Genomic DNA, 19,369 nt, shown 5'->3' on the forward strand with positions numbered 1-19,369 from the left:
TAGGTGAATGCGACGACACTTCTCCGCGTGACGATGCAACCACCACCCGGGCCGGGGCATCCGCTGCCGTACGGCCCCGGACCGCAGCCATCCGCCGCCCCGAACTGGTTCCGCCGTGCCAGCCCGGGCCGCCGTGCCGCAGTGATTGTCGGTTCGGTGCTGCTCTCCTTCCTGCTGCTCTGCTGCGCCGGTACCGCCATCGTCGGCGCGCTGACCGGCGACCCGGACCCGAAGAGCACGGCCACCGCCGCCGACGAGGCGCAACGACCCATCGCCGCGGCGCCCGCCGAACCGACACCTGACGCGCTCGCCGAGGCCCAGCCGGCCGAGCCGGCACTCTCCACCCCCGTGCCCTCCACCTCCAGTGCCGCACCTTCACGTGCCGCGTCCGCGCCCGTGGTGCGGGTGACGACCGTGACCGAGCGGTCTGCCATCCGGCACGGTTCGCGCACCGTCAAGGACGCCTCTTTGGCCGAGGGCAAGCGGGTGGTCCGCACGAAGGGTGTGGATGGCGTACGGACGCTGACCTACCAGGTGACCACCACCGACGGCGTGCAGACCGGCAAGAAGCTGGTCACGTCCACCGTGACGAAGCAGCCGGTCACCGAGGTCGTTGCCGTCGGCACGAAGAAGAAGTCCAACTGCGACCCGAACTACAGCCCCTGTGTCCCGATCGCCAGCGACGTCGACTGCGCCGGCGGCAGCGGCAACGGCCCGGCCTACGTCAACGGAGTAGTCAAGGTCATCGGCGAAGACATCTACGACCTGGACCGCGACAACGACGGCTACGGCTGCGACTAGCTTTCCCGTCCTCCCCCCTAGTCGCGTCGATCATGGAGTTGTGGTGGACGGAAGGCGCCAATTCGAGGCTTCTCTGCGGCACCACAACTCCATGATCGATCCCCTCTGGCGAGGCGGGGCCTTAGCACAATCGACGTTTTTTCGGGGGTTGTGCACAGGGCTGGTCTTTGTCCACAGGGTGTGCGGGTGGGGTGGAGGGATCGGGGCCTGGTGACGCAGATTCCGCGGTATGGCAGAGCGTCCGTATCGATACTCCGAGCTACTCAGTGCCGGCCTCAGTCGCGAGCAGGTACGCAGGATCGTTGGGCAATCCCAACTGCACCGGCTGTCACGAGGTGTCTACGCGCCATCGGCCGACCGGGGCGGGCACCTGCCGGCGATCTTTCGGCGGTTGCCGGACACTTCTGTGGTCGGCTTTCACGCCGGCGCACAACTGCATGGCTTCGGTGACATCCGCAGCTCAGACGTGCATGTCATCGTGCCAGCTGGCGAGCGCGTGCCACATATTCGGGGGGTCGTAACCCACGAGTCGGTGCTGCCCGTAGGCGACCCGGTGCTTCTGGGCGGGGTGCCCTGTGCGCCCGCTGCCCGATGTGCGGTGGATCTGGCGCGATCCGTGCGCCGAATGGACGCCATGCCACTGCTGGACCTGTGTCTTCGGGTCGGCGCTTGCGATCCCGACGAACTCCTGGTCAAGGTCGCTCGGCGCGAGCGCCTTCGGGGGATCTGTCAGGCGCGCGAACTCGTCGGCCGCGCCGATCCCCGGGCGGAGTGCCGACAGGAAAGCCAGCTTCGCCTTGTGCTGATCGACGGCGGCCTGCCACCACCAGAGCCTCAGCTGTGGGTTTCGGATAGCCACGGGATACCGCTCTACCGTCTCGACCTCGGCTACCGGAAACTCCGGGTTGGTATTGAGTACGACGGAAGGTCTCATCTGGACCGCGTCCGCCTACAGGTCGATCGCGCTCGAATGAACTGGCTCGCCGCCAACGGATGGCAGTTGCGCTATTTCACCGATCTTGACCTCTACCGCCGCCCCACCCATATCATCCGAACCCTCAGCCCTCTCCTCCACCCGTAACCACTCCACCAACCACCCGGCCCTCCGGCGCCCGGACCTTCGCGCGTCGATCATGGAGTTGTGGTGCTTCATGAGAAGTGCAAATCGGTCCGTAACGCCCACCAGAACTACATGATCCACGGGCTTGACGGTGGGGGTGAACCGACGCGGGGGTGGTTTCCGTATCAGGGGGTGACGGACGTTGGCTAGGGCGGGAGTTACGGCGATGAGGGTGCAGCGAAAGCACGTGCTGGCGGCTACCGTGGCGGTGGTTGCCGCCGCCGGGGTGGCGGTGGGGACCGGGTTCGGGTTCGCCGACACCGCTCCGGCACGGTCGTCCGTCTGCTCCGGCTCGGTGACGTTCTCGGCGGAGGCCGGAGCTCCGGCGGCGACCAGCGATCGGTTCCCGGTGGGTACCCGGCTGCGGGTGACCAACCTGGACAACAACCGCGCGGCCACGGTGACGGTGACCGGCCCGTCGGGAAGCTGTGTGCTGCTCAATGCCGCCGCCATGGAGCTGGTGCGCGAGCCGGGCAAGAACGTGATCCGCCGCAACGTGGTGGAGCGGCTGGACGGCTCGGTGGCCCAGCCCGCCCCCGGTGGGGTACGCCCCGGTGCCGCCTCGCCCGCCGCGCCGCGTCCGGTGCCCGGATCGGCCTGCTCCGGCGCGATCACCTTCTTCGCGGAGAACGCCGCCCCGGCGGCGACCAGCGGGCAGTTCCCCGTCGGCACGAGGTTGCGGGTGACCAACCTGGACAACAACCGGGCGACCACGGTGACGGTGACCGGCCCGTCTGGCAGCTGTGTGCTGCTCAACACCGCGGCGATGGACCAGATCCGCGAGCCGGGCAAGAACCTGGTCCGCAACAACACCGTCGAGGTGCTGCGCTGACGTGGGTCGAGGGGCCCGACGCGGGCCTCTCGACGGCGTCAGCGCCGACCGACGTCGTGGCGGGGCCCGGGGTCGGGCCCTGCCACGGGCGTCACTCGAACGCCGCGTCGAGGATGTCGGCGCCCCGGGTGAGCTGCGCGTCGGAGATGACCAGCGGCGGTAGGAAGCGCAGCACGTTGCCGTACGTGCCGCAGGTGAGGGTGAGCAGTCCGGCGGCGTGGCACGCCGTCGAGATGGCCGACGTCGCGCTCGGGTCGGGGACGAGGGTGCCGGGCTGGACCAGCTCGACGGCGAGCATCGCGCCGCGCCCACGTACCTCGGCGACGCGGGGATCCCGCTCGGCGATGGCGCGCAGGCGAGGGGCCAGCACCGACTCGATGCGGCGGGCCGCGCCGGCCAGGTCCAGTTCGTGCAGGGTCTCGATGGTCGCCAGCGCGGCGGCGCAGGCGATCGGGTTGCCGCCGTACGTGCCGCCGAGCCCGCCCACGTGCACCGCGTCCATCAGCTCGGCCCGACCGGTCACCGCCGCGAGGGGCAACCCACCGGCGATGCCCTTGGCGAGGGTCACCAGGTCGGGTTCGACGCCCTCGTGCTGGCAGGCGAACCAGTCGCCGGTTCGGCAGAAGCCGGTCTGGATCTCGTCGGCGACGAAGACCACCCCGGCCGCCGTCGCCCACGCGCGCAGCGCGGGCAGGAAACCCGGCGCGGGTACGACGAAACCGCCCTCGCCCTGGATCGGCTCGATGAGCAGCGCGGCGACGTTCTCCGCGCCGACCTGCTTCTCGACCATCTCGATGGCCCGGGCCGCCGCCTCGACGCCGGAGAGCCCGCCGTCGCGCAGCGGGTACGACATCGGCACCCGGTAGATCTCCCCGGCGAACGGCCCGAACCGGTGCTTGTACGGCATGTTCTTCGCGGTCAACGCCATGGTCAGGTTGGTCCGCCCGTGGTACGCGTGGTCGAACACCACCACCGCCGGTCGTCCGGTGGCGTGCCGGGCGATCTTGACCGCGTTCTCCACCGCCTCGGCACCGGAGTTGAACAGCGCCGACCGCTTCTCGAACCCGCCCGGCGTCACCGCGTTGAGCTGCTCGCACACCGCCACATACGACTCGTACGGTGCGACCATGAAACAGGTGTGGGTGAAGCGCTCGACCTGCGTGCGGACGGCCTCGACCACCTTCGGCGCGGAGTTCCCGACGCTCGTCACCGCGATGCCGGCAGCGAAGTCGATCCACTCCCGCCCGTCGACGTCGGTGATCGTCCCGCCCGCGGCAGAGTCCACGTAGGACGTGACGACGCTGCCGACACCGCGGGCCACGGCACCGGCACGCCGCTTGTGCAGCTCCTCAGACGATGCCATGGCTCACACCTCGATGTTGTGCATGACGTGCTTGATCCGGGTGTAGTCCTCCAGGCTGTAGACCGACAGGTCCTTGCCGTGCCCGGAGTGCTTGAAGCCGCCGTGCGGCATCTCGGAGACGAACGGGATGTGCGTGTTGACCCAGACGCAGCCGAAGTCGAGCCGTCGGGTCATCCGCATGGCCCGGCCGTGGTCGCGGGTCCAGACCGACGCGGACAGGCCGTAGTCGACGCCGTTGGCCCAGCGCACCGCCTCGTCCTCGTCGGAGAAGCGCTGCACGGTGATGACCGGCCCGAACACCTCGTCCTGGATGATCTCGTCGGCCTGGCGCAGACCGGACACGACGGTGGGCGTGTAGAAGTAGCCGCGCTCGCCCTGCCGGGCACCGCCGGTCTGGATCGCCGCGTGGTCGGGCAACCGGTCGACGAAGCCGCTGACCCGGGCGAGCTGGTTGGCGTTGTTCAGCGGGCCGTAGAGCACGTCGGCGTCGTCCGGCGCACCGGTCTTCGTGGCGCGGGCCTGCTCGGTGAGCGCCGCCACCAAGTCGTCGTGGACGCCGGGACCGGCCAGCACCCGGGTCGCCGCCGTGCAGTCCTGCCCGGCGTTGAAGTAGCCGCCGACCGCGATGGCCTCGGCCGCCGCCGCCACGTCCGCGTCGTCGAAGACCACCACCGGGGCCTTGCCGCCCAGCTCCAGGTGGGTGCGCTTCAGGTCGGGGGCCGCCGCGGCGGCCACCTCCATGCCCGCGCGGGTCGAGCCGGTGATCGACACGAGCTGCGGGGTCGGGTGCGACACGAGGGTACGACCGGTGTCGCGGTCGCCGCAGACCACGTTGAACACCCCCGGCGGGAAGAACTCGGCGGCGATCTCGGCGAGCAGCAGCGTCGACACCGGTGTGGTGTCCGACGGCTTCAGGACGACGGTGTTGCCGGCCGCGAGCGCGGGAGCGATCTTCCAGATCGCCATCATCAGCGGGTAGTTCCACGGGGTCACCTGGGCGCAGACCCCGATCGGCTCGCGCCGCACGTACGAGGTGTGCCCGGCCAGGTACTCCCCGGCCGAGCGCCCCTCCAGCAGTCGGGCGGCCCCGGCGAAGAACCGGAACTCGTCCACCGCCGGGGGCAGCTCCTCCTCGGCGGTGAGTTGGCGGGGCTTGCCGGTGTTGCGTACCTCGGCGTCGACCAGTTCGGCGGCCCGCGCCTCCACGGCGTCGGCGAGCTTGAGCAGCGCCCTCTGCCGTTCGGCCGGGGTGACCTCCCGCCAGCTCTCGAAGGCGGTGGCGGCGGCGGTCATCGCCGCGTCGACGTCGGCGGGGCCGGAGACCGGCGCCTGCGCGAACACCTCCCCGGTGCAGGGGTCGACCAGGTCGGCGTAGCCGCCGTCGGCCGGGTCGACGTAGGAGCCGTTGACGAAGTTGCGCAGCTGCTGCTGGTCACTCATGACGGGATCACTCCGAGGGGGCCGGGGGTGAGTCTGCGGCGGTTCTCGCAATCTTCCTGCCATCTTCGCTACTGATTCCGCAGCAGACAAGGTATGCGGCGACTGTTTCCGTCGAGTGCTGTTCCGTCTACGCTGCACGGCGTGGACCCCACCCCGTTCTTCGTCGCCTCCCGTCCCGCCTCCGGTACGGGTGAGCTGACCGCCCACCATCCGTACGACGGTCGCGCGGTGGGGCGTACCACCTTTGCCACGCCCGACCAGGTCGAGGCCGCTGTCGCGGCAGCGGCCGGGGTGGCCGCGCAGGCCGCGGCTCTGCCCGCGCACGCCCGCGCGGCGGCCCTGGACCACGTCTCCCGGCGGCTCGCCGAGCGTGCCGACGAGGTCGCGGCGTTGATCACCGGCGAGAACGGCAAGCCGGTGAAGTGGGCGCGGGCCGAGGTCGGGCGGGCGGTCTCCACCTTCCGGTGGGCGTCCGAGGAGGCCCGACGGTTCTCGGGGGAGCTGCAACGACTCGACACCGACGCGGCCGCCACCGGCCGGATCGCCCTGGTCCGACGGGTGCCGAAGGGGCCGGTGCTCGGTATCGCGCCGTTCAACTTTCCGCTCAACCTGGTCGCGCACAAGGTCGCCCCGGCCATCGCGGTCGGCGCGCCGATCATCGTCAAGCCGGCCCCGGCGACCCCGCTGTCCGCGCTGCTGCTCGGCGAACTACTGGCCGAGACGGGCCTTCCGGCGGGCATGTTCTCGGTGCTGCCGCTACCCAACGACCGCGCCGCCGAACTGGTCGCCGACCCCCGGCTGCCGGTCGTGTCGTTCACCGGGTCCGGGCCGGTCGGTGCCGCGATCCGACGGCAGGTGCCGGAGAAGCACGTGACACTGGAACTGGGCGGCAACGCGGCGGCGGTGCTCTGCGCGGACTGGACGTCCCCCGACGACCTGGACTTCGCGGCACAGCGCATCGCCACCTTCGCCAACTACCAGGCCGGCCAGTCGTGCATCGCCGTGCAGCGGGTGTACGTGCACCACGCGCTGCACGCCGACTTCCTGCCCCGGCTGGTGGCGGCGGTACGCGCGCTGCGCACCGGCGACCCTGCCTCCGAACTGACCGACGTCGGCCCGATGGTGTCCGAGGAGGCGGCCCGCCGGGTCGAGGCGTGGGTGTCCGAGGCGGTCGTGGCCGGCGCGACGGTCGAGGTGGGCGGCGTACGCACCGGCGCGTCCTACCCCCCGACCGTCCTCACCGGTGTGCCGGCGGACGCCAAGGTCGTCGCCGAGGAGGTGTTCGGGCCGGTGCTTGTGGTCACCCCGGTTGCCGACGACCAGGCCGCGTTCGCCGCGGTCAACGATTCGGCGTACGGGTTGCAGGCCGGCGTGTTCACCCGACGACTGGACGTGGCCTTCGCCGCCGGGCGAGTCCTCGAGGTGGGCGGGGTGATCGTCGGCGACGTGCCGTCGTACCGGGCGGACCAGATGCCGTACGGCGGGGTGAAGGGCAGCGGTGTCGGCCGGGAGGGGCTGCGCAGCGCGATGGACGACTACACCGAGCCGCGCGTCATGGTGCTGACCGGACTCGACCTCTGAGCAGGTAGGCGCGTCGGGGCCGCCGGGCGACATGACCGGCGACCCCGACGCACCGAGCTATTCGACGAACACCTTCACGGTGTCGGAGAGCCCGTCGTTACGGTTGATGCCGACGAAGAACTCGCTCCCCACATGGGTGACGTCTTCGATCTCGTCGACCAGGTTGTTGCTCGGGACGCCGATGTCGCTCTCCACATCGCCACCCGACCAGTTGTACTGGTAGACCCAGTTCCATCCGGTCGAGGGCGTCGACGTGTTGATCGACTTGGTGTTCCAGATGTAGTTCTCCGAGCAGTCGATGCCCTGGTCGGAACGATTGTCGTGACTCGTCAGGTTGCTCTTGACCAGCGTCCATCCGCTGGTGAGCGCGCCAGCGCCGGGATGGGTCCACAGGCTGCCCAGTCGGCGGGCCGCATACTTGCCGGCACCGCCGGCAGCCGTCGCGCTGTAGCAGAACCCGCTGATGTTGCCGATCGGCAGGCGCACCTCACTGGTCGCGCCGACAGCCCCGTCGGCGTTCAGCCGAATGATCGTCACCTTGTCGCTCAGGTACGCGGACTGACTTCCCTGGGCGGCGATCAGCGCCGGGCCCTGGCCCAGGTAGTTCGCGTTGTAGGCCAGGTCGTTACCGTGGCCGAGGGCCGGTATGGAGGTGGGGGCCCCGGAGCAGACCCAACTGGTGCCGTCCCAGGTCGAGCCGTCCCGCAGCCACCGGGACAGGACCGGCTCGGCCCCGGCGGCCTTCGTGAAGACGATGTAGAGCTGGCCGCCCGGCCCGGCCACCATGCCCTGCATGACCGTGCGACCGGCCTTGCACGCACTGCTGTTCGGGATGTCCAACCGGACCGCCCCGCTCCGGTCGGTAGCAGCGGAGGCCGCCGTGGCCGGGGCGACGGCGATGCCGACCGAGAGTGCGAGCACGGTGGCGACGTTCGATAGCTTCGGCAATTCGCTGTCTCTTCTCTAGGGGGCGAGGCGAGAAGAGTGTATCGGTCAATATCAACTCGTCCAGGTGCCGTCGTCGCGCACCCGGGCGGGGGACCGGCCGAGCAGCAACGTGGTGAGCGCGGCGTCGATGCTGTCGCCGAGGAACCAGTCCCCGGCCTGGTCGAGGGCGAAGACCCGCCCCCGCTCGTCGACGGCGAGGATGCTGTCCTGCTGCTCGGTGCCGATCGGGAAGAGCCGTACGCCGAGCACCGCGCCGAGGTCGGCGAGCGTGTCGGCGGTGTGCGCGATCAGGTGCGGCCGGATGTCGAAGCGGGAGATCCACACCTGCTCGCCCGGACCGCGCCGGGCACCGACCAGGCTGGGGAACGCGGTCAGCGCCTCCACGACGGCCGGGAAGGCCTCGTGCCGGTGCGTCCTTCCGGGTACGGCGGTGACGTCCCGTACGCCGGCCGCGGCCATGATCTGGTCACCGATGTGCGGTCGCCAGCCCGCCGCCACCAGCGCGTTCGCCACCTCGGGCGGGAAGCGCCCCGGGTCGGGGTCGGGCGCGGTCGGTGCGCGCCACGTCTCGGTGTAGGCCCGTGCGGCCTCCGGCAGGACGTTGGCGCGCACCAGGAACGCGATGCACGAGTCGCAGGGCAGTTCGGTGGCACCGCCGGCCGGGTCGCCCGCTTCACGGATCCGGAAGATCTCGAAGCGGGCGGCGTCCAGCAGTGCGGCGGCCTCGGCTCGCCCCATCGGCTCGATGCCCTCGGCGGCCCGGCGGTGGTCGTACTCGTGCAGCACGTCGGAGACCACGATCAGCTCGGCGTGACACTCGACGCCGCGCACCAGCTCGCCCGGCGGCCGTTCGTCCAGGTAGGCGCGCACCAGCGGATGGTGGTTCAGGGTCGCCGGCCCTCTCGTGCCCTGGGCCGTCCAGATGCGACCGTCGAGGGTCAGATGCGCCACCGTGTTCGGCGTCGGGCCCCGATGGATCTCCCGGATCAGCAGGCTCGACGCGTCGACCGTGCGCGGTGCGGTCGGTCCGCTCGGCTGACTACGTCGGTACAGGTCCGCCACCACGGGGGCCGGCACCCGGGGCCAGGTGGTGACCGTTCCGGTGCGTTTGTCGATGACGGTCGTCGGCAGGTCGCCGGGGATCGCCCGTGCTCCGCTCGACACGTTCGAGGTGATCACGAAGCCGAGGTCGAACTCGTCGACCACCGGGGTGCACTCGTGGCCGAGGCGCTGTGAGTCGCGCCGCGCCCAGGCGGACGCGAGCTGCTCGGCCTGCTGACGGTCGATCACACATCGAAACTACCGGACTACACGGATCGATGGCGGCCGGTATGGTCTTGGATACCGACGGTGACGGGAGGAGCGGCGGTGAGCGAACGAGTGGACCGGGACGCCAATCGCGAGCTACGAGCCCGATTCGACGACGTGTACGGGCAGTACCAGCAGCTCAGGTCCGGTTTGGACACTCTTGCGGCGCGGCTCGCCGAGCTGCGGGTGACCCGCCGCTCGTCGGATGGTCACGTCACGGCGACCGTCGGCGCGCAGGGCCAGGTCATCGAGATCGTCCTCGACCCGGCCGTCTACCGGGTCCGCGACGCCGAGGCGCTGAGCCGGAAGATCACCGAGACGATCCGGGTCGCCGTGGCCGCCGTCACCCAGGCCACCCAGGATCTGGTCGCCGAGACCATGCCGGCCGGGTCAGGCTCGGCGGACTTCCTGCGTACCGGCGACTTCGGCGCGTTGCTCGGCCGCGCCGACGCCGTACTCGGCCGCCGCGGGGGGCCGGCGTGACCGACGGGCAGCTCTGGCTGGACGCGTCCCGGGCCCGGCGCGGTGGCGCGGACCTGGCCCTCTCCGGCGAGGCGGTGACCGCCCGGCGGGCGGCGGAGGGCGGCGAGATCGAGGCCGCCAGCGGCACCCGTCCGTGGGGGCGCGACGACATAGGCGCGGCGTTCGAGCGGAGCTACCGGGGCATCGAGCAGACCGTGCTGCGCGCCTGGGCGGGCGTCGGTCAGCGGCTCACCGAGCTGGGTGTCGACGTGGTCAGCGCGGTCGACGCGAGCGTGCGGACCGACCAGGGCAGCGCCGCCCGGCTCGACCGCACCGCCGACCAGCGCTGACGACGGGCCGATCCGGATGAGCGTGCTGCCCAGCCCGATCCCGCACCCGTTGGACTACGCGCCCTGGGACGTACCCGGGTGGATCTACGAGGCCCTCGACTGGGCGATCGGCGTGCAGTGGCCGGAGGGTGACGAACGGGCCGTCTGGGACGTCGCGGACCGGTGGTACGCGGTCGCCGGCGTCCTCGCCGGCCCGCACGCCGACGCCGCAGCGGCCGCCGCCGAGGTACGCAGTGGATACGGCGGCGTCGGCGCTGTCGATGCCGCGTTCGAGGCGGCCTGGCGCGGCATCGCCGAGGGCGACGACGCGCCCCTGCCGGTGCTGCTCGCGGTCACCGCCGACCTGGGCCGGCTGGTCGAGGAGTGCGGCTGCGACATCGAGGGCGCCAAGATCGAAGTCTGGATCGAGCTGGGGATCCTCGTCGTCGAACTGCTCTCGGTGGCCGTGGCGGCGCTGCTCACCGCCGGGGCGGCGTCTCCGGCGGCCGGCGCGGCCGTCACCGCGACCCGCCTGCTCATCCAGCAGATCTTCAAACGCCTCATGGGGCAACTGGCCAGCAAGGCGCTGCGGCGCGGGCTCAAGGAGGCCGGCGAGCGCGCGGCCAAGGAGGTCGCCAAGGGCGGCGTGCGCGGGCTCGCCAAGCGGGCCACCCGGGAAGGAGTGGAGGAGGCGGCCGAGGAGTCCGGGATCAGCCTCGCCACGCAGGCGTACCAGAACTCGACCGGCCGGGCCCACGGCGTCGACCTGACCGACCTGGGCGCTTCGGCGGTCGGCGGGCTCGCCGGTGGTGCGGTCGCGCCACTGGCTGGTCTGGGCCGCCACGCGACCGGCCGCGCGGCACGTGTCGGCGAGCACCTGGGTCGGGAGATGACCGGCGAGATGCTCGCCGAGAGCGCGGCCAGCGTCGCCACCGGGCAGGGCATCGCCTCGGTCGACGACGTGGTGCGCGCCGCCGCGTCCGGCGTCACCGGCTCGACGACCGCACAGACCGACCATGCCCTCCAGGCGCGGCTCCGCGCCCAGGCCGACGCGCTGGGTGCGTCCCTCGCCGGCCCGTCGCTGCCGATCCCGCCTCCACCTGCGGAACTCACGGCGGCTGCGCCGGTGTCGCCGGGGCCGGCGTCATCTTCGTCGGTGGCGTCTGGGCCGCTTTCGCCACCGTCGGCGTCGACGGGGAATGGTGCCGGAGCGGTGGGCGCGAACGTCACCGGTACGTCGGCGCTGGCGGCAGCGGGCATCCAGGGCCTTCCCGCCGACGGGCACGGCGCGGGTCCAACAGTGTCGGAGGTGGGGCTCTCGGCCGTTGCGGAGCCGGGCCATCCCGCCGTCGCGGCGGCGCCCACGCTCTCGGGGGTCACCGCGCCCGTCGCCGGTGTTGTCGACGCGGTCGGCGGACCAGGTGTCGGCGTCACCCCGCCGGCGATCGACCCGGCCGGCGTCGCCCCGGCCATCAGCGGCTCCGTACCCTCGTCGACCGGTCTACCCGGGGTCGCCTCGGCCGTGTCACCGGCGGTTCCGGCGACGCCGGCGGCTTCCCTGCCCACAGCGGGCGGACCATCGTCAATTTCTCTGCCCTCGGCCTCGGTGACCTCGTCGACCGGACCGGTGTCGGCGTCCCTGCCGACGGCCATGGGGGCGGTGCCCCCGGTCGGCCCGGCGGCGGCGGGCACTGCCGGGCTCTCGACACCGATCGCGTCCGCCGGCCCTGCCCCGGCTCCCGCGCCACCGGTGGCGTCCCCGGTCACGCCCGCCGGACCGACGGTCGGCACCTCACCCGACGACGTCGGCAGGTACGGCGCAGCCACGACCCCGGCGACCGGGAGCGCCGTGGCCGCGCCGGCTGGCCGCCACTCGGCACCCGAGCGGACCGCGCCGCGGGAGTCGGTCGCGCCAGCTCGCGTACCCCGGCAGAGGACCGGCGGTCGTGGCCCCGCACCCGTCGACGTGGTCGCGTTCGGCGACCCGGCGGAGTCCGCGAGCGATGTCGACGACTGGTACGCGGCCCAATGGCTGGCCGAGGCGGAGGCCGCCGAGCGACGGCGCTACCAGGGCCACTTCGAAGCACAGCGGATCGGCTTCGAGAACAACCGCCGGCAGGCCGAGGCCGCCCGCCTGCGGGAGCGGGCGGCAGAGCACGACCGAAGGGCTGTCGAGTACGCCAACTACGCCCGACATCTGCACCAGACCGGCCACCGACAGTGGGCCGACGGCTGGCAGCGGGCGGCGAACGACGAGTCACGCGCGTACGCCCACTGGCGTGACCTGGCCAACGACGTCCTGGCGGGCATCACGGCACCGCCGGTCATCGACCTGGCCGACGGGACCTTCGCGCACGCCAACAACGACGTGGGCGCGCTCGCGCTCGGCGCGGTGGAGACCAGCGGCCCGTCCCGGCTCACCGGCGACGACATCCCCCCGCCGATCGACGACTCCCGCCCGTACGGGCAGCCGGGCGGACTTCGGCCACCACTCGCGCTGCACCAGGTCGACGTCGAACGACAGATGCCGCGCGAGCGCGACGGCACCGTCAGACGTACCGCCGATCCGCGCCAGGGTGGATGGTTCCGCCTGTTGAACGACGGCGGCCCCCAGGCCGACGCCACCCGTGGCATCAACTGCCTGGACTGCACCCTGTCGCTCTTCGAGACCTGGGTGCACGGGCGACCGCGGGTGTCCGCGCCGCGCACCTTCGACGGCTACCTCGACGGCGACATCCGACGCCCGATCCGCGGTGAGGCGGGTGGCCCCGGCCGGGTGGAGGACGTCACCGGCGGCCGCTTCCAACGCGTCCTCGCGCCCGGTCAGCCGACCGACCCGGCACAGGCCCGGCAGGGGTACGCCAACCTGCACGACCAACTGGTGCTGGGCGGCCACGGCAGCTACGCGTTCCTGATCACCGAGTGGGCCGGTGGCGGCTCGCACGCCTGGGTGGCACTCAACCAGAACGGCAAGATCCTCTACGCCGACCCGCAGACCGGCCTCGTCCGCGACCGGCCGCTGTACCCCGACGTGGTCGGCATCGACGCGCTCGTCCTAGGCGGAGACGGCCGGCCGATGCCGCTCGGCGGACTGCCCCGGGGTCGGTTCAGTGAACGCCCCGACCTGCCGACCCACCCACCCGGGTACGACGACGGCGGCCACGGCGACCCGTACGTCAACCGCATGTACCTCCTGCTGGACGGCCCGGGCTCGATGCCGGACGGTCTGCCGTCCGATGCTCGCGAAAGTCAGCCACTCGCGCAGGCCGGCAGTCTCGACGAGGTCTTCTCGGCCGGGATGAGTCCGGCCGACTTCGCGAGGGCGGTCGATCCGTCGAGCCTCCGGCGGCTGGTGCCCACCCTCGATGAGGCGGCCGCGCAGGACGTGTCGCGGCTGTTCGCCGACACCCGCGTCCGCGACATGCTGGACGCTGCCCTGCGAGAGCCACCTCGGAACGAGCCGAAGCTGGCCGAGACGTTGGCCCGGCAGTTGGCGCAGGCACCGGATCTGGCACGAATCATCCTCGCCACGCCCGAACTGGCGAACTCACTGACGGCCCGCCCGCTGACGCTGCACCACCTGGCGAGCCACCAACAGGCCATCGACGCCCTCACCGACGTACTGGACGACATCAATACGCAGGGTGTCTCAGAGGTCGATATCCCGGGGTCGGGAGCCCCCGTCAGAGTCGTGAGCCCTCCACAGCAGACACCCCTGACGGATGAGCAGCGGACGATCAGCGCGAGTATCCAGGTGCCTGATGACCCGCCTGCTCAACCGGGCTTCGACAAGCGTCGCCAAGCGGACCTCATCTATCGCCAGCACTACCTCGACAGCCTCTTTGCGGCGGCTGCGGTTGCTCAGACGGAGCTGAATCAGCTTGCGGTATCTCTTGCGCACCTCGGTGATCGACGCGTTGGGGAGCCTGGGTGGCGTACCCAGCCAAAGGATCGGAGGCGGGCCGAAGACAAGGTGGCCAAGCGCCAAGGCGATGCGTCCCGTTTGCTGGATTTGGCCGCTGCGAAGGTCGAATTTGGGTCGCTCGACGACCTTTACGGCGCCCTGGAGCGGCTACGAGCTCACCCTGATGTCGAGATCGCGAGTTATGATGATCGATTTCTGTCACCGGAGGACAGCGGCTACCGGGACATACAACTCGTGCTCAAGACGCCGAGCGGCCACCTCGCCGAGTTTCGTCTGCACCTGGCAGCGCTTGATGCCGTAGCGGTCTGGGAGCATGCGCTGTACGAGGTACGCCGCGACATCGACGCCTTGGCCCGCATTGAGGCTCGAGAGTTGACGGGGCGCGAGGCCGCAATTGTGGATGGCATCCTCCAGCGCGAGCAGCAGTTGTTCTGGGAAGCCCTCCAATCGACTTACGAGGAGAACACCTAGTGGTGCAGATGCCCGGTCTGGTTCTTCCGTCCTACTACCTCTACCACCAGTCTCCCGTCAAGATTGTGGAGACACCCGACGGTGGTGCTCGGGTATGGCGAGTTGCAATCGACACGGGAGGCTGGCAGGCGAAGAACGACCTCTTCACGGAGATCGTCTTCGACGTCGGTGGAGATGTTTTCCGGCGCACCCCGGAGGATTTCGTGCAGGAGGTGGAGCGGTTCCGCGCCCACTATCTCGAAGGGGAAGGTCCGGTCTTCGCTCTGTACGAGACCGTGCAGGCAATCAGGGATACCGCAAAGGCCGAGGGGCGGCAGCTGACGCCGCGCGAGCAGGCTCTCATCCGGGGGATCCGGCAGCGGTCGTTCGTGATGTTCGAGGAGCAGCTTCGGGCGGCGGGCGACCCGGGCGCGGACCCGGACATTGCCCGCGGGGCGTAGGGATTGCGCGCCGAGCGCATCGACGGAAGGCTGGATCAGCCGACGCAGAGAGTGATCGACACCGGATCGCCGAAGTGGCGGTTTCCGCCCGGCTTGGGCTCAAGTGGTTGTTGCAACGGGGTGGATTCTCGTCAGGATGAGGGGTCATGCCGGGGCAGAGGTTGTCGTCCGCGGAGCGGGCGCAGATTGAGGTGTTGTTCGGTCAGGGGTTGACGTTCCCGCAGATCGCGGAGGTGATTGGGCGGCATCGCTCGACGGTTTGGCGGGAGTTGTCGCGGAATCACTGTGGCACCGGGGGTCGGGTGCCGGCGGGTCAGCGGCATCCGTTCGGGCCTGACCCGGGTTATGTGGCCGGGGTGGGCTATCCGAAGGGATGGGGTGGGGCGTACCGGTGGAAGTACTCTCACCGCAACGCTCAGGACAAGGCGGATGCGCGGGCGCGGCGTCCTCGTGAGGGCAAGTTGCGTCCGAGGTGGGGGCGGGCGTGGCCGCCGTTGTGGCAGACGGTCAAGGATCGTCTGTGTCAGCGGCACTCGCCGCAGCAGATCGCTCGGTCGCTGCGGCGGGAGTTCCCCGACAGGCCGGAGATGTGGGTGTCACACGAGACGATCTACCAAGCGATCTACTTCCAGGCCCGAGGTGGAATGCGCCAGGAACTCGCCCGGCAAGTCGCGCTGCGCTCGGGACGCGCTGGCCGACGGCCCCAGTCGCGCCAGGCCGGCGCGCTGCGGGGACGCCCGTGGGTGCGTGACTTCCACATCTCAACCCGCCCGGCCGAGGTCGAAGACCGGGCCGTGCCCGGGCACTGGGAAGGTGACCTGGTCATCGGCGCCCGAGGCTCCAGCGCGATCATCACCTTGGTCGAGCGGGCCACCCGATACGTGATGCTTGGCGCTCTGCCCGAATCGCGGGTCAGTGAACAGGTCATCGACACCCTCACCGGTCTCATGCGCCGGCTGCCGGCCGAGCTGCGCAAGACCCTGACCTGGGACCAGGGCATCGAGATGATCTACCACCCGGTGTTCACCCTGGCCACCGACTGCAAGGTCTACTTCTGCGACCCCCACAGCCCATGGCAACGCGGCAGCAACGAGAACACCAACGGTCTCCTGCGCCAGTACTTCCCCCGCTCCAGCACCGACTTTCGCACCTGGACCCAGGACGACCTCGACGCCGTGGCCCGAGAACTCAACGGACGACCACGCCAAACCCTCGACTGGCAGAATCCAGCCGAGGTACTCCACAAACACCTGGTTGCAACCACCACTTGAAACCGCCCGGCGGGATGGCGCGACATCGCCGACGTGGAGTCGATCATGACGGGACGGGTGACGGGCATCGGCGCGCGTATCGACGGAAGGGTGGGTCAGTGATGGCCGAGGGGTTCGACGTCCGGTTGACGCGGGCACAGGAACGCTACGAGCAGGCGGTCTTCGGTGGCGACGCGACGTCGTTGCCCGCGGCCGAGCGGGATCTCGTGGCGTTGGAGGCGGACACGGCCCTGGCCCGGGGACGGCTGTTGCACGCCCGGTTCCTGGAGAGCGGGGCCGAGGACCCGGCCGAGCTGTCGCTCTTCGAGCGGGCGGCGCAGCTCTACCGCGAGGTGGGCGACGCCCGTGGCGAGGGTGAGGCGCTGTTCTGGGTGGGTACGGTCCACCAGGTGATCCGGCAGGACCAGGCCACCGCCGATCCGGCCTTCGCCCGGGCGCGGGAGTTGGCGACCGGGGCGGGGGACGAGCTGACCCTGTCGTACGTGCTGCGGCACCTCTGCTTCGGCGAGCAGGCCGCCGGTCGGGTCGGGGCGGCGCGGGAGTTGTTGGAGGAGTCGACGCGGCTGCGCCGGAAGCTGTCCTTTACGGCGGGGGTCGCGGCGAACCTCATCGGGCTGGCGGACCTGGCGGCGAGCGACGGTGACCGGGACGCCGCCCGTAGCTTGCTCGACGAGGCCACGTCGTTGGCCACCGACAGTGGCGCGCACGGCATCGCCCGGTGGGTCGACGAGGCCCGCGACGAGCTGAAACTCACCTGATCGCGGACCGGTGGGCGAGGTTCGGCGGCTCTACGGCCGACGACACAGCGCGCCTCGGCGGGCGGCCCGCATGGTTGGCCGTGCCGATTAACATCGGTCCATGGCGAATTTCACGACCGACAGCGGCAGGGCGCGTCTCTGGGGGTGGCCGGTCGGCCTTCTGTTCGGCTTGGCGATCGGCATCCCGATGATGGGTCCTACGGGCGGCGTGGCCTTCGGTGTCGCCATGGCCGTCGCCTTCGGGGTGGCCTTCGGTGCCACCGGAAGGCAGGCGGACGGCGATGAGGTCGACGGGGCGACTGCCGGAGTGTCAGCTCCGGCCGAGGGTGGCAGCGCGCCGCGACCGTCCGGCAAGGACAGGTCGGACGACGTGTGAGCGACTCGACATCGCCGATGTCGGGCTGTCCGAGGGCGTGGGACACCGCGACATCGGCGAAACCGAGTGGATCAACGTCCGAGCCGGCGTGGATCGCGGAGGCGGTGGCCGTACAGGAGGAGTTGCGACCGCTCGTCGACCTGGTCGGGCCCGGCCCGCTCGCGCCGGACACGGTGGCCGGCCTGGACGTGGCGTACGCCGAGAGCGGTGACCTCCTCGCGGCGGCCGTGACCGTGCTGGATGCTCGGACGCTGGCCGTGGTGGATTCGGCGGTCAGCGTCGGCCGGCCCGCGTTCGACTACGTGCCGGGGTTGTTCGCCTTCCGCGAGGTCCCGGCTCTGCTCGCCGCCCTGGACAGGTTGACGACCGTCCCGGACCTGCTGGTCTGCGACGGGCACGGGGTGGCCCATCCGCGCCGCTTCGGGCTGGCCTGTCACCTCGGGGTGGTCACCGACCTGCCCGCGATCGGGGTGGGGAAGACGCCGCTGGTCGGCGCGTGGGAAGCCCCGGCCGCCGAACGGGGCGCCTGGTCGGTGCTGCGCGACGGGGACGCGGTGATCGGCCGGGTGGTGCGTACCCAGGACGGGGTGAAGCCGGTCTTCGTGAGCGTCGGGCACCGGATGAGTCTGGAGAACGCCACTGCCCGGGTGCTCGCCCTGACGCCGCGTTACCGCCTTCCCGAGACGACGCGCACCGCCGACCGGCTCTGCCGCGATGCGCTCGCCCGTGCCGGACACGACGCTGGGCGCGCGTCGTAGACCGTAACGCCGCACACATGTCGACCGCTCTATGACCGGTGGCGGGAGTGGCCCGGTAGTAGCCTGTCCGGCGGACCCCACCCGGGGAGGAACGGTGAGGTGATCATGAAGCTGCGTCGACGTGCCGCACGGCTCGCGACGGTCTGCGGTCTGTTGGTCGGCCTGGTGATGCTCGGTGCGTCACCCGCGTTGGCCGACGACGACTCGGTCCGGGTGGGCGCGGCCAGCAGCTTCGCCGCCGGAGGTTCTCCCCAGGCAGTGAACGTCGCGGTGCGCAAGCGCTCCGAGGGGTGCGTCCTGCTGCGTACGGCGCTGGGTCTGAGCCTTGAGGGCCTTCAGCCGGATCAGGTGGCGGTCCAGGTCAACGTGGGCGGACGCTGGCGCCCGGTGGGTGTCTCCGGTGGCGGCGGCAACGTGGCTACCGGGGAGACCTCCCCGGCCAAGCCGACGTTGTGCAAGGGCAAGGGGACCACCGTGCGGTATCGGGTGGCGTTCGCCGCCGGTACGCAGGGTGGTCGGCTCTACGTGACCGGTATCGGTCTGACCGCTGCCGGCCAGCAGTTGGGGCACGCTATCGACGAGGCGAAGGTCGCCGGGCGGCTCTCGCCGTCACCCACCCCGACGCCGTCCAAGAAGCCCACCCCGACGCCGACCCCGACCGAGGTCGCGACGGCGGGCGAGGTGGTGGACCCGGCCGCGCTGGGCCCGGCCTCCGGCGCGCCCTCGACGACGGCGCTGTCCGCCGAGTCCGGCGGCGGTGGCTCGCTGATCATGTTCTTCGGCATCGCGATGGTGGCGGTGGGCGCGCTGCTGATCGTGCTGCTGGTCCGCCGCTCCCGGCAGGACCGCACGCCGACCGACGAGCCCGGCCCGCTGCCGGGCAACCCCGGTGGGACCACCTACCGCGCGGGTGGTGGGTCACCGGCCGCGCCTGGTCACCCCGGCCCGGTGTACGGCCAGCAGCCGCCGGCCGTGCCCGCTCCGCGACCCGCTCCCGGGGGCGTCTACGGGGCGCGGCCCGCCACGACCCCGCCGGACGCCACTCAGGTCATGCCGGGCGTCCCCGGCGATCCCGGTGCTCCGCCCCGGCCCGAGGGCCCGGACGGCGGCGACCACACCGTGTTCATGCCCCGGCTCCCCGGCTGAGCGGGGCGCGGCCCGGCCGCTCCGATACGCTCAGGTTCGT

General features: G+C 71.3%; 17 protein-coding genes. 13 read left to right on the forward strand and 4 right to left on the reverse strand.

Annotated features, from left to right (window positions below):
• The first annotated feature begins 33 nt into the window (after positions 1 to 33).
• From ACN269_RS24580 to ACN269_RS24590, 3 genes are all read left to right on the forward strand, one after another.
• Positions 34 to 801: a G5 domain-containing protein gene (locus ACN269_RS24580; RefSeq protein WP_421476547.1), complete on the forward strand. Its 768-nt coding sequence runs from the start codon at positions 34 to 36 to the stop codon at positions 799 to 801.
• A 229-nt stretch (positions 802 to 1,030) separates the two neighbouring features.
• Positions 1,031 to 1,882 (forward strand): hypothetical protein, encoded by an 852-nt coding sequence (locus ACN269_RS24585; RefSeq protein WP_421474632.1) that lies wholly within the window; start codon positions 1,031 to 1,033, stop codon positions 1,880 to 1,882.
• A gap of 205 nt (positions 1,883 to 2,087) precedes the next feature.
• Positions 2,088 to 2,753: a hypothetical protein gene (locus ACN269_RS24590; protein WP_421474633.1), complete on the forward strand. Its 666-nt coding sequence runs from the start codon at positions 2,088 to 2,090 to the stop codon at positions 2,751 to 2,753.
• Between the two features lie 91 nt (positions 2,754 to 2,844).
• On the opposite strand, the gene gabT is transcribed toward ACN269_RS24590, so the two are convergent.
• Both gabT and ACN269_RS24600 read right to left on the reverse strand, forming a co-directional pair.
• Positions 2,845 to 4,116: a 4-aminobutyrate--2-oxoglutarate transaminase gene (gene gabT / locus ACN269_RS24595; protein WP_421474634.1), complete on the reverse strand. Its 1,272-nt coding sequence runs from the start codon at positions 4,114 to 4,116 to the stop codon at positions 2,845 to 2,847.
• Between the two features lie 3 nt (positions 4,117 to 4,119).
• Positions 4,120 to 5,556, reverse strand: a complete 1,437-nt coding sequence (locus tag ACN269_RS24600; RefSeq protein WP_421474635.1) for a gamma-aminobutyraldehyde dehydrogenase — start codon at positions 5,554 to 5,556, stop codon at positions 4,120 to 4,122.
• A gap of 93 nt (positions 5,557 to 5,649) precedes the next feature.
• Between ACN269_RS24600 and ACN269_RS24605 the strand changes: the two genes are divergently transcribed.
• Positions 5,650 to 7,137 carry an aldehyde dehydrogenase family protein gene (locus ACN269_RS24605; RefSeq protein ID WP_421474636.1) on the forward strand — a complete coding sequence of 496 codons (1,488 nt, stop codon included), beginning with the start codon at positions 5,650 to 5,652 and terminating at the stop codon, positions 7,135 to 7,137.
• A 57-nt stretch (positions 7,138 to 7,194) separates the two neighbouring features.
• On the opposite strand, the gene ACN269_RS24610 is transcribed toward ACN269_RS24605, so the two are convergent.
• Both ACN269_RS24610 and ACN269_RS24615 read right to left on the reverse strand, forming a co-directional pair.
• Positions 7,195 to 8,058, reverse strand: a complete 864-nt coding sequence (locus ACN269_RS24610) for a hypothetical protein (RefSeq protein ID WP_421474637.1) — start codon at positions 8,056 to 8,058, stop codon at positions 7,195 to 7,197.
• A gap of 78 nt (positions 8,059 to 8,136) precedes the next feature.
• Positions 8,137 to 9,375 carry an SUKH-3 domain-containing protein gene (locus tag ACN269_RS24615; protein WP_421474638.1) on the reverse strand — a complete coding sequence of 413 codons (1,239 nt, stop codon included), beginning with the start codon at positions 9,373 to 9,375 and terminating at the stop codon, positions 8,137 to 8,139.
• Between the two features lie 78 nt (positions 9,376 to 9,453).
• Between ACN269_RS24615 and ACN269_RS24620 the strand changes: the two genes are divergently transcribed.
• The 9 genes from ACN269_RS24620 (at position 9,454) to ACN269_RS24660 (ending at position 19,329) form a co-directional block, all read left to right on the forward strand.
• Positions 9,454 to 9,876: a YbaB/EbfC family nucleoid-associated protein gene (locus tag ACN269_RS24620; protein WP_421474639.1), complete on the forward strand. Its 423-nt coding sequence runs from the start codon at positions 9,454 to 9,456 to the stop codon at positions 9,874 to 9,876.
• Positions 9,873 to 10,205: a hypothetical protein gene (locus ACN269_RS24625; protein ID WP_421474640.1), complete on the forward strand. Its 333-nt coding sequence runs from the start codon at positions 9,873 to 9,875 to the stop codon at positions 10,203 to 10,205. Before ACN269_RS24620 ends, ACN269_RS24625 begins: the two co-directional genes overlap by 4 nt.
• Positions 10,206 to 10,221: 16 nt before the next feature.
• Positions 10,222 to 14,580 (forward strand): toxin glutamine deamidase domain-containing protein, encoded by a 4,359-nt coding sequence (locus ACN269_RS24630; RefSeq protein ID WP_421474641.1) that lies wholly within the window; start codon positions 10,222 to 10,224, stop codon positions 14,578 to 14,580.
• Between the two features lie 8 nt (positions 14,581 to 14,588).
• Positions 14,589 to 15,020 carry a hypothetical protein gene (locus tag ACN269_RS24635; RefSeq protein WP_421476549.1) on the forward strand — a complete coding sequence of 144 codons (432 nt, stop codon included), beginning with the start codon at positions 14,589 to 14,591 and terminating at the stop codon, positions 15,018 to 15,020.
• A 146-nt stretch (positions 15,021 to 15,166) separates the two neighbouring features.
• On the forward strand, positions 15,167 to 16,291 hold the full coding sequence (locus ACN269_RS24640; protein WP_421470828.1) for an IS30 family transposase: 1,125 nt from the start codon (positions 15,167 to 15,169) through the stop codon (positions 16,289 to 16,291).
• 101 nt (positions 16,292 to 16,392) lie between these two features.
• Positions 16,393 to 17,049 carry a tetratricopeptide repeat protein gene (locus ACN269_RS24645; protein WP_421474642.1) on the forward strand — a complete coding sequence of 219 codons (657 nt, stop codon included), beginning with the start codon at positions 16,393 to 16,395 and terminating at the stop codon, positions 17,047 to 17,049.
• Between the two features lie 100 nt (positions 17,050 to 17,149).
• Entirely contained in the window at positions 17,150 to 17,425 is a 276-nt protein-coding gene (locus ACN269_RS24650; protein ID WP_421474643.1) for a hypothetical protein, read from the forward strand.
• Positions 17,426 to 17,442: 17 nt separating this feature from the next.
• Complete coding sequence (nfi, locus tag ACN269_RS24655; protein ID WP_421476551.1) at positions 17,443 to 18,183, forward strand: deoxyribonuclease V; 741 nt, start codon at positions 17,443 to 17,445, stop codon at positions 18,181 to 18,183.
• Between the two features lie 105 nt (positions 18,184 to 18,288).
• Positions 18,289 to 19,329 carry a hypothetical protein gene (locus tag ACN269_RS24660; RefSeq protein ID WP_421474644.1) on the forward strand — a complete coding sequence of 347 codons (1,041 nt, stop codon included), beginning with the start codon at positions 18,289 to 18,291 and terminating at the stop codon, positions 19,327 to 19,329.
• Positions 19,330 to 19,369 lie beyond the last annotated feature (40 nt).

It is taken from the genome of Micromonospora sp. WMMD736 (assembly GCF_049179015.1).
GTDB lineage: Bacteria > Actinomycetota > Actinomycetes > Mycobacteriales > Micromonosporaceae > Micromonospora.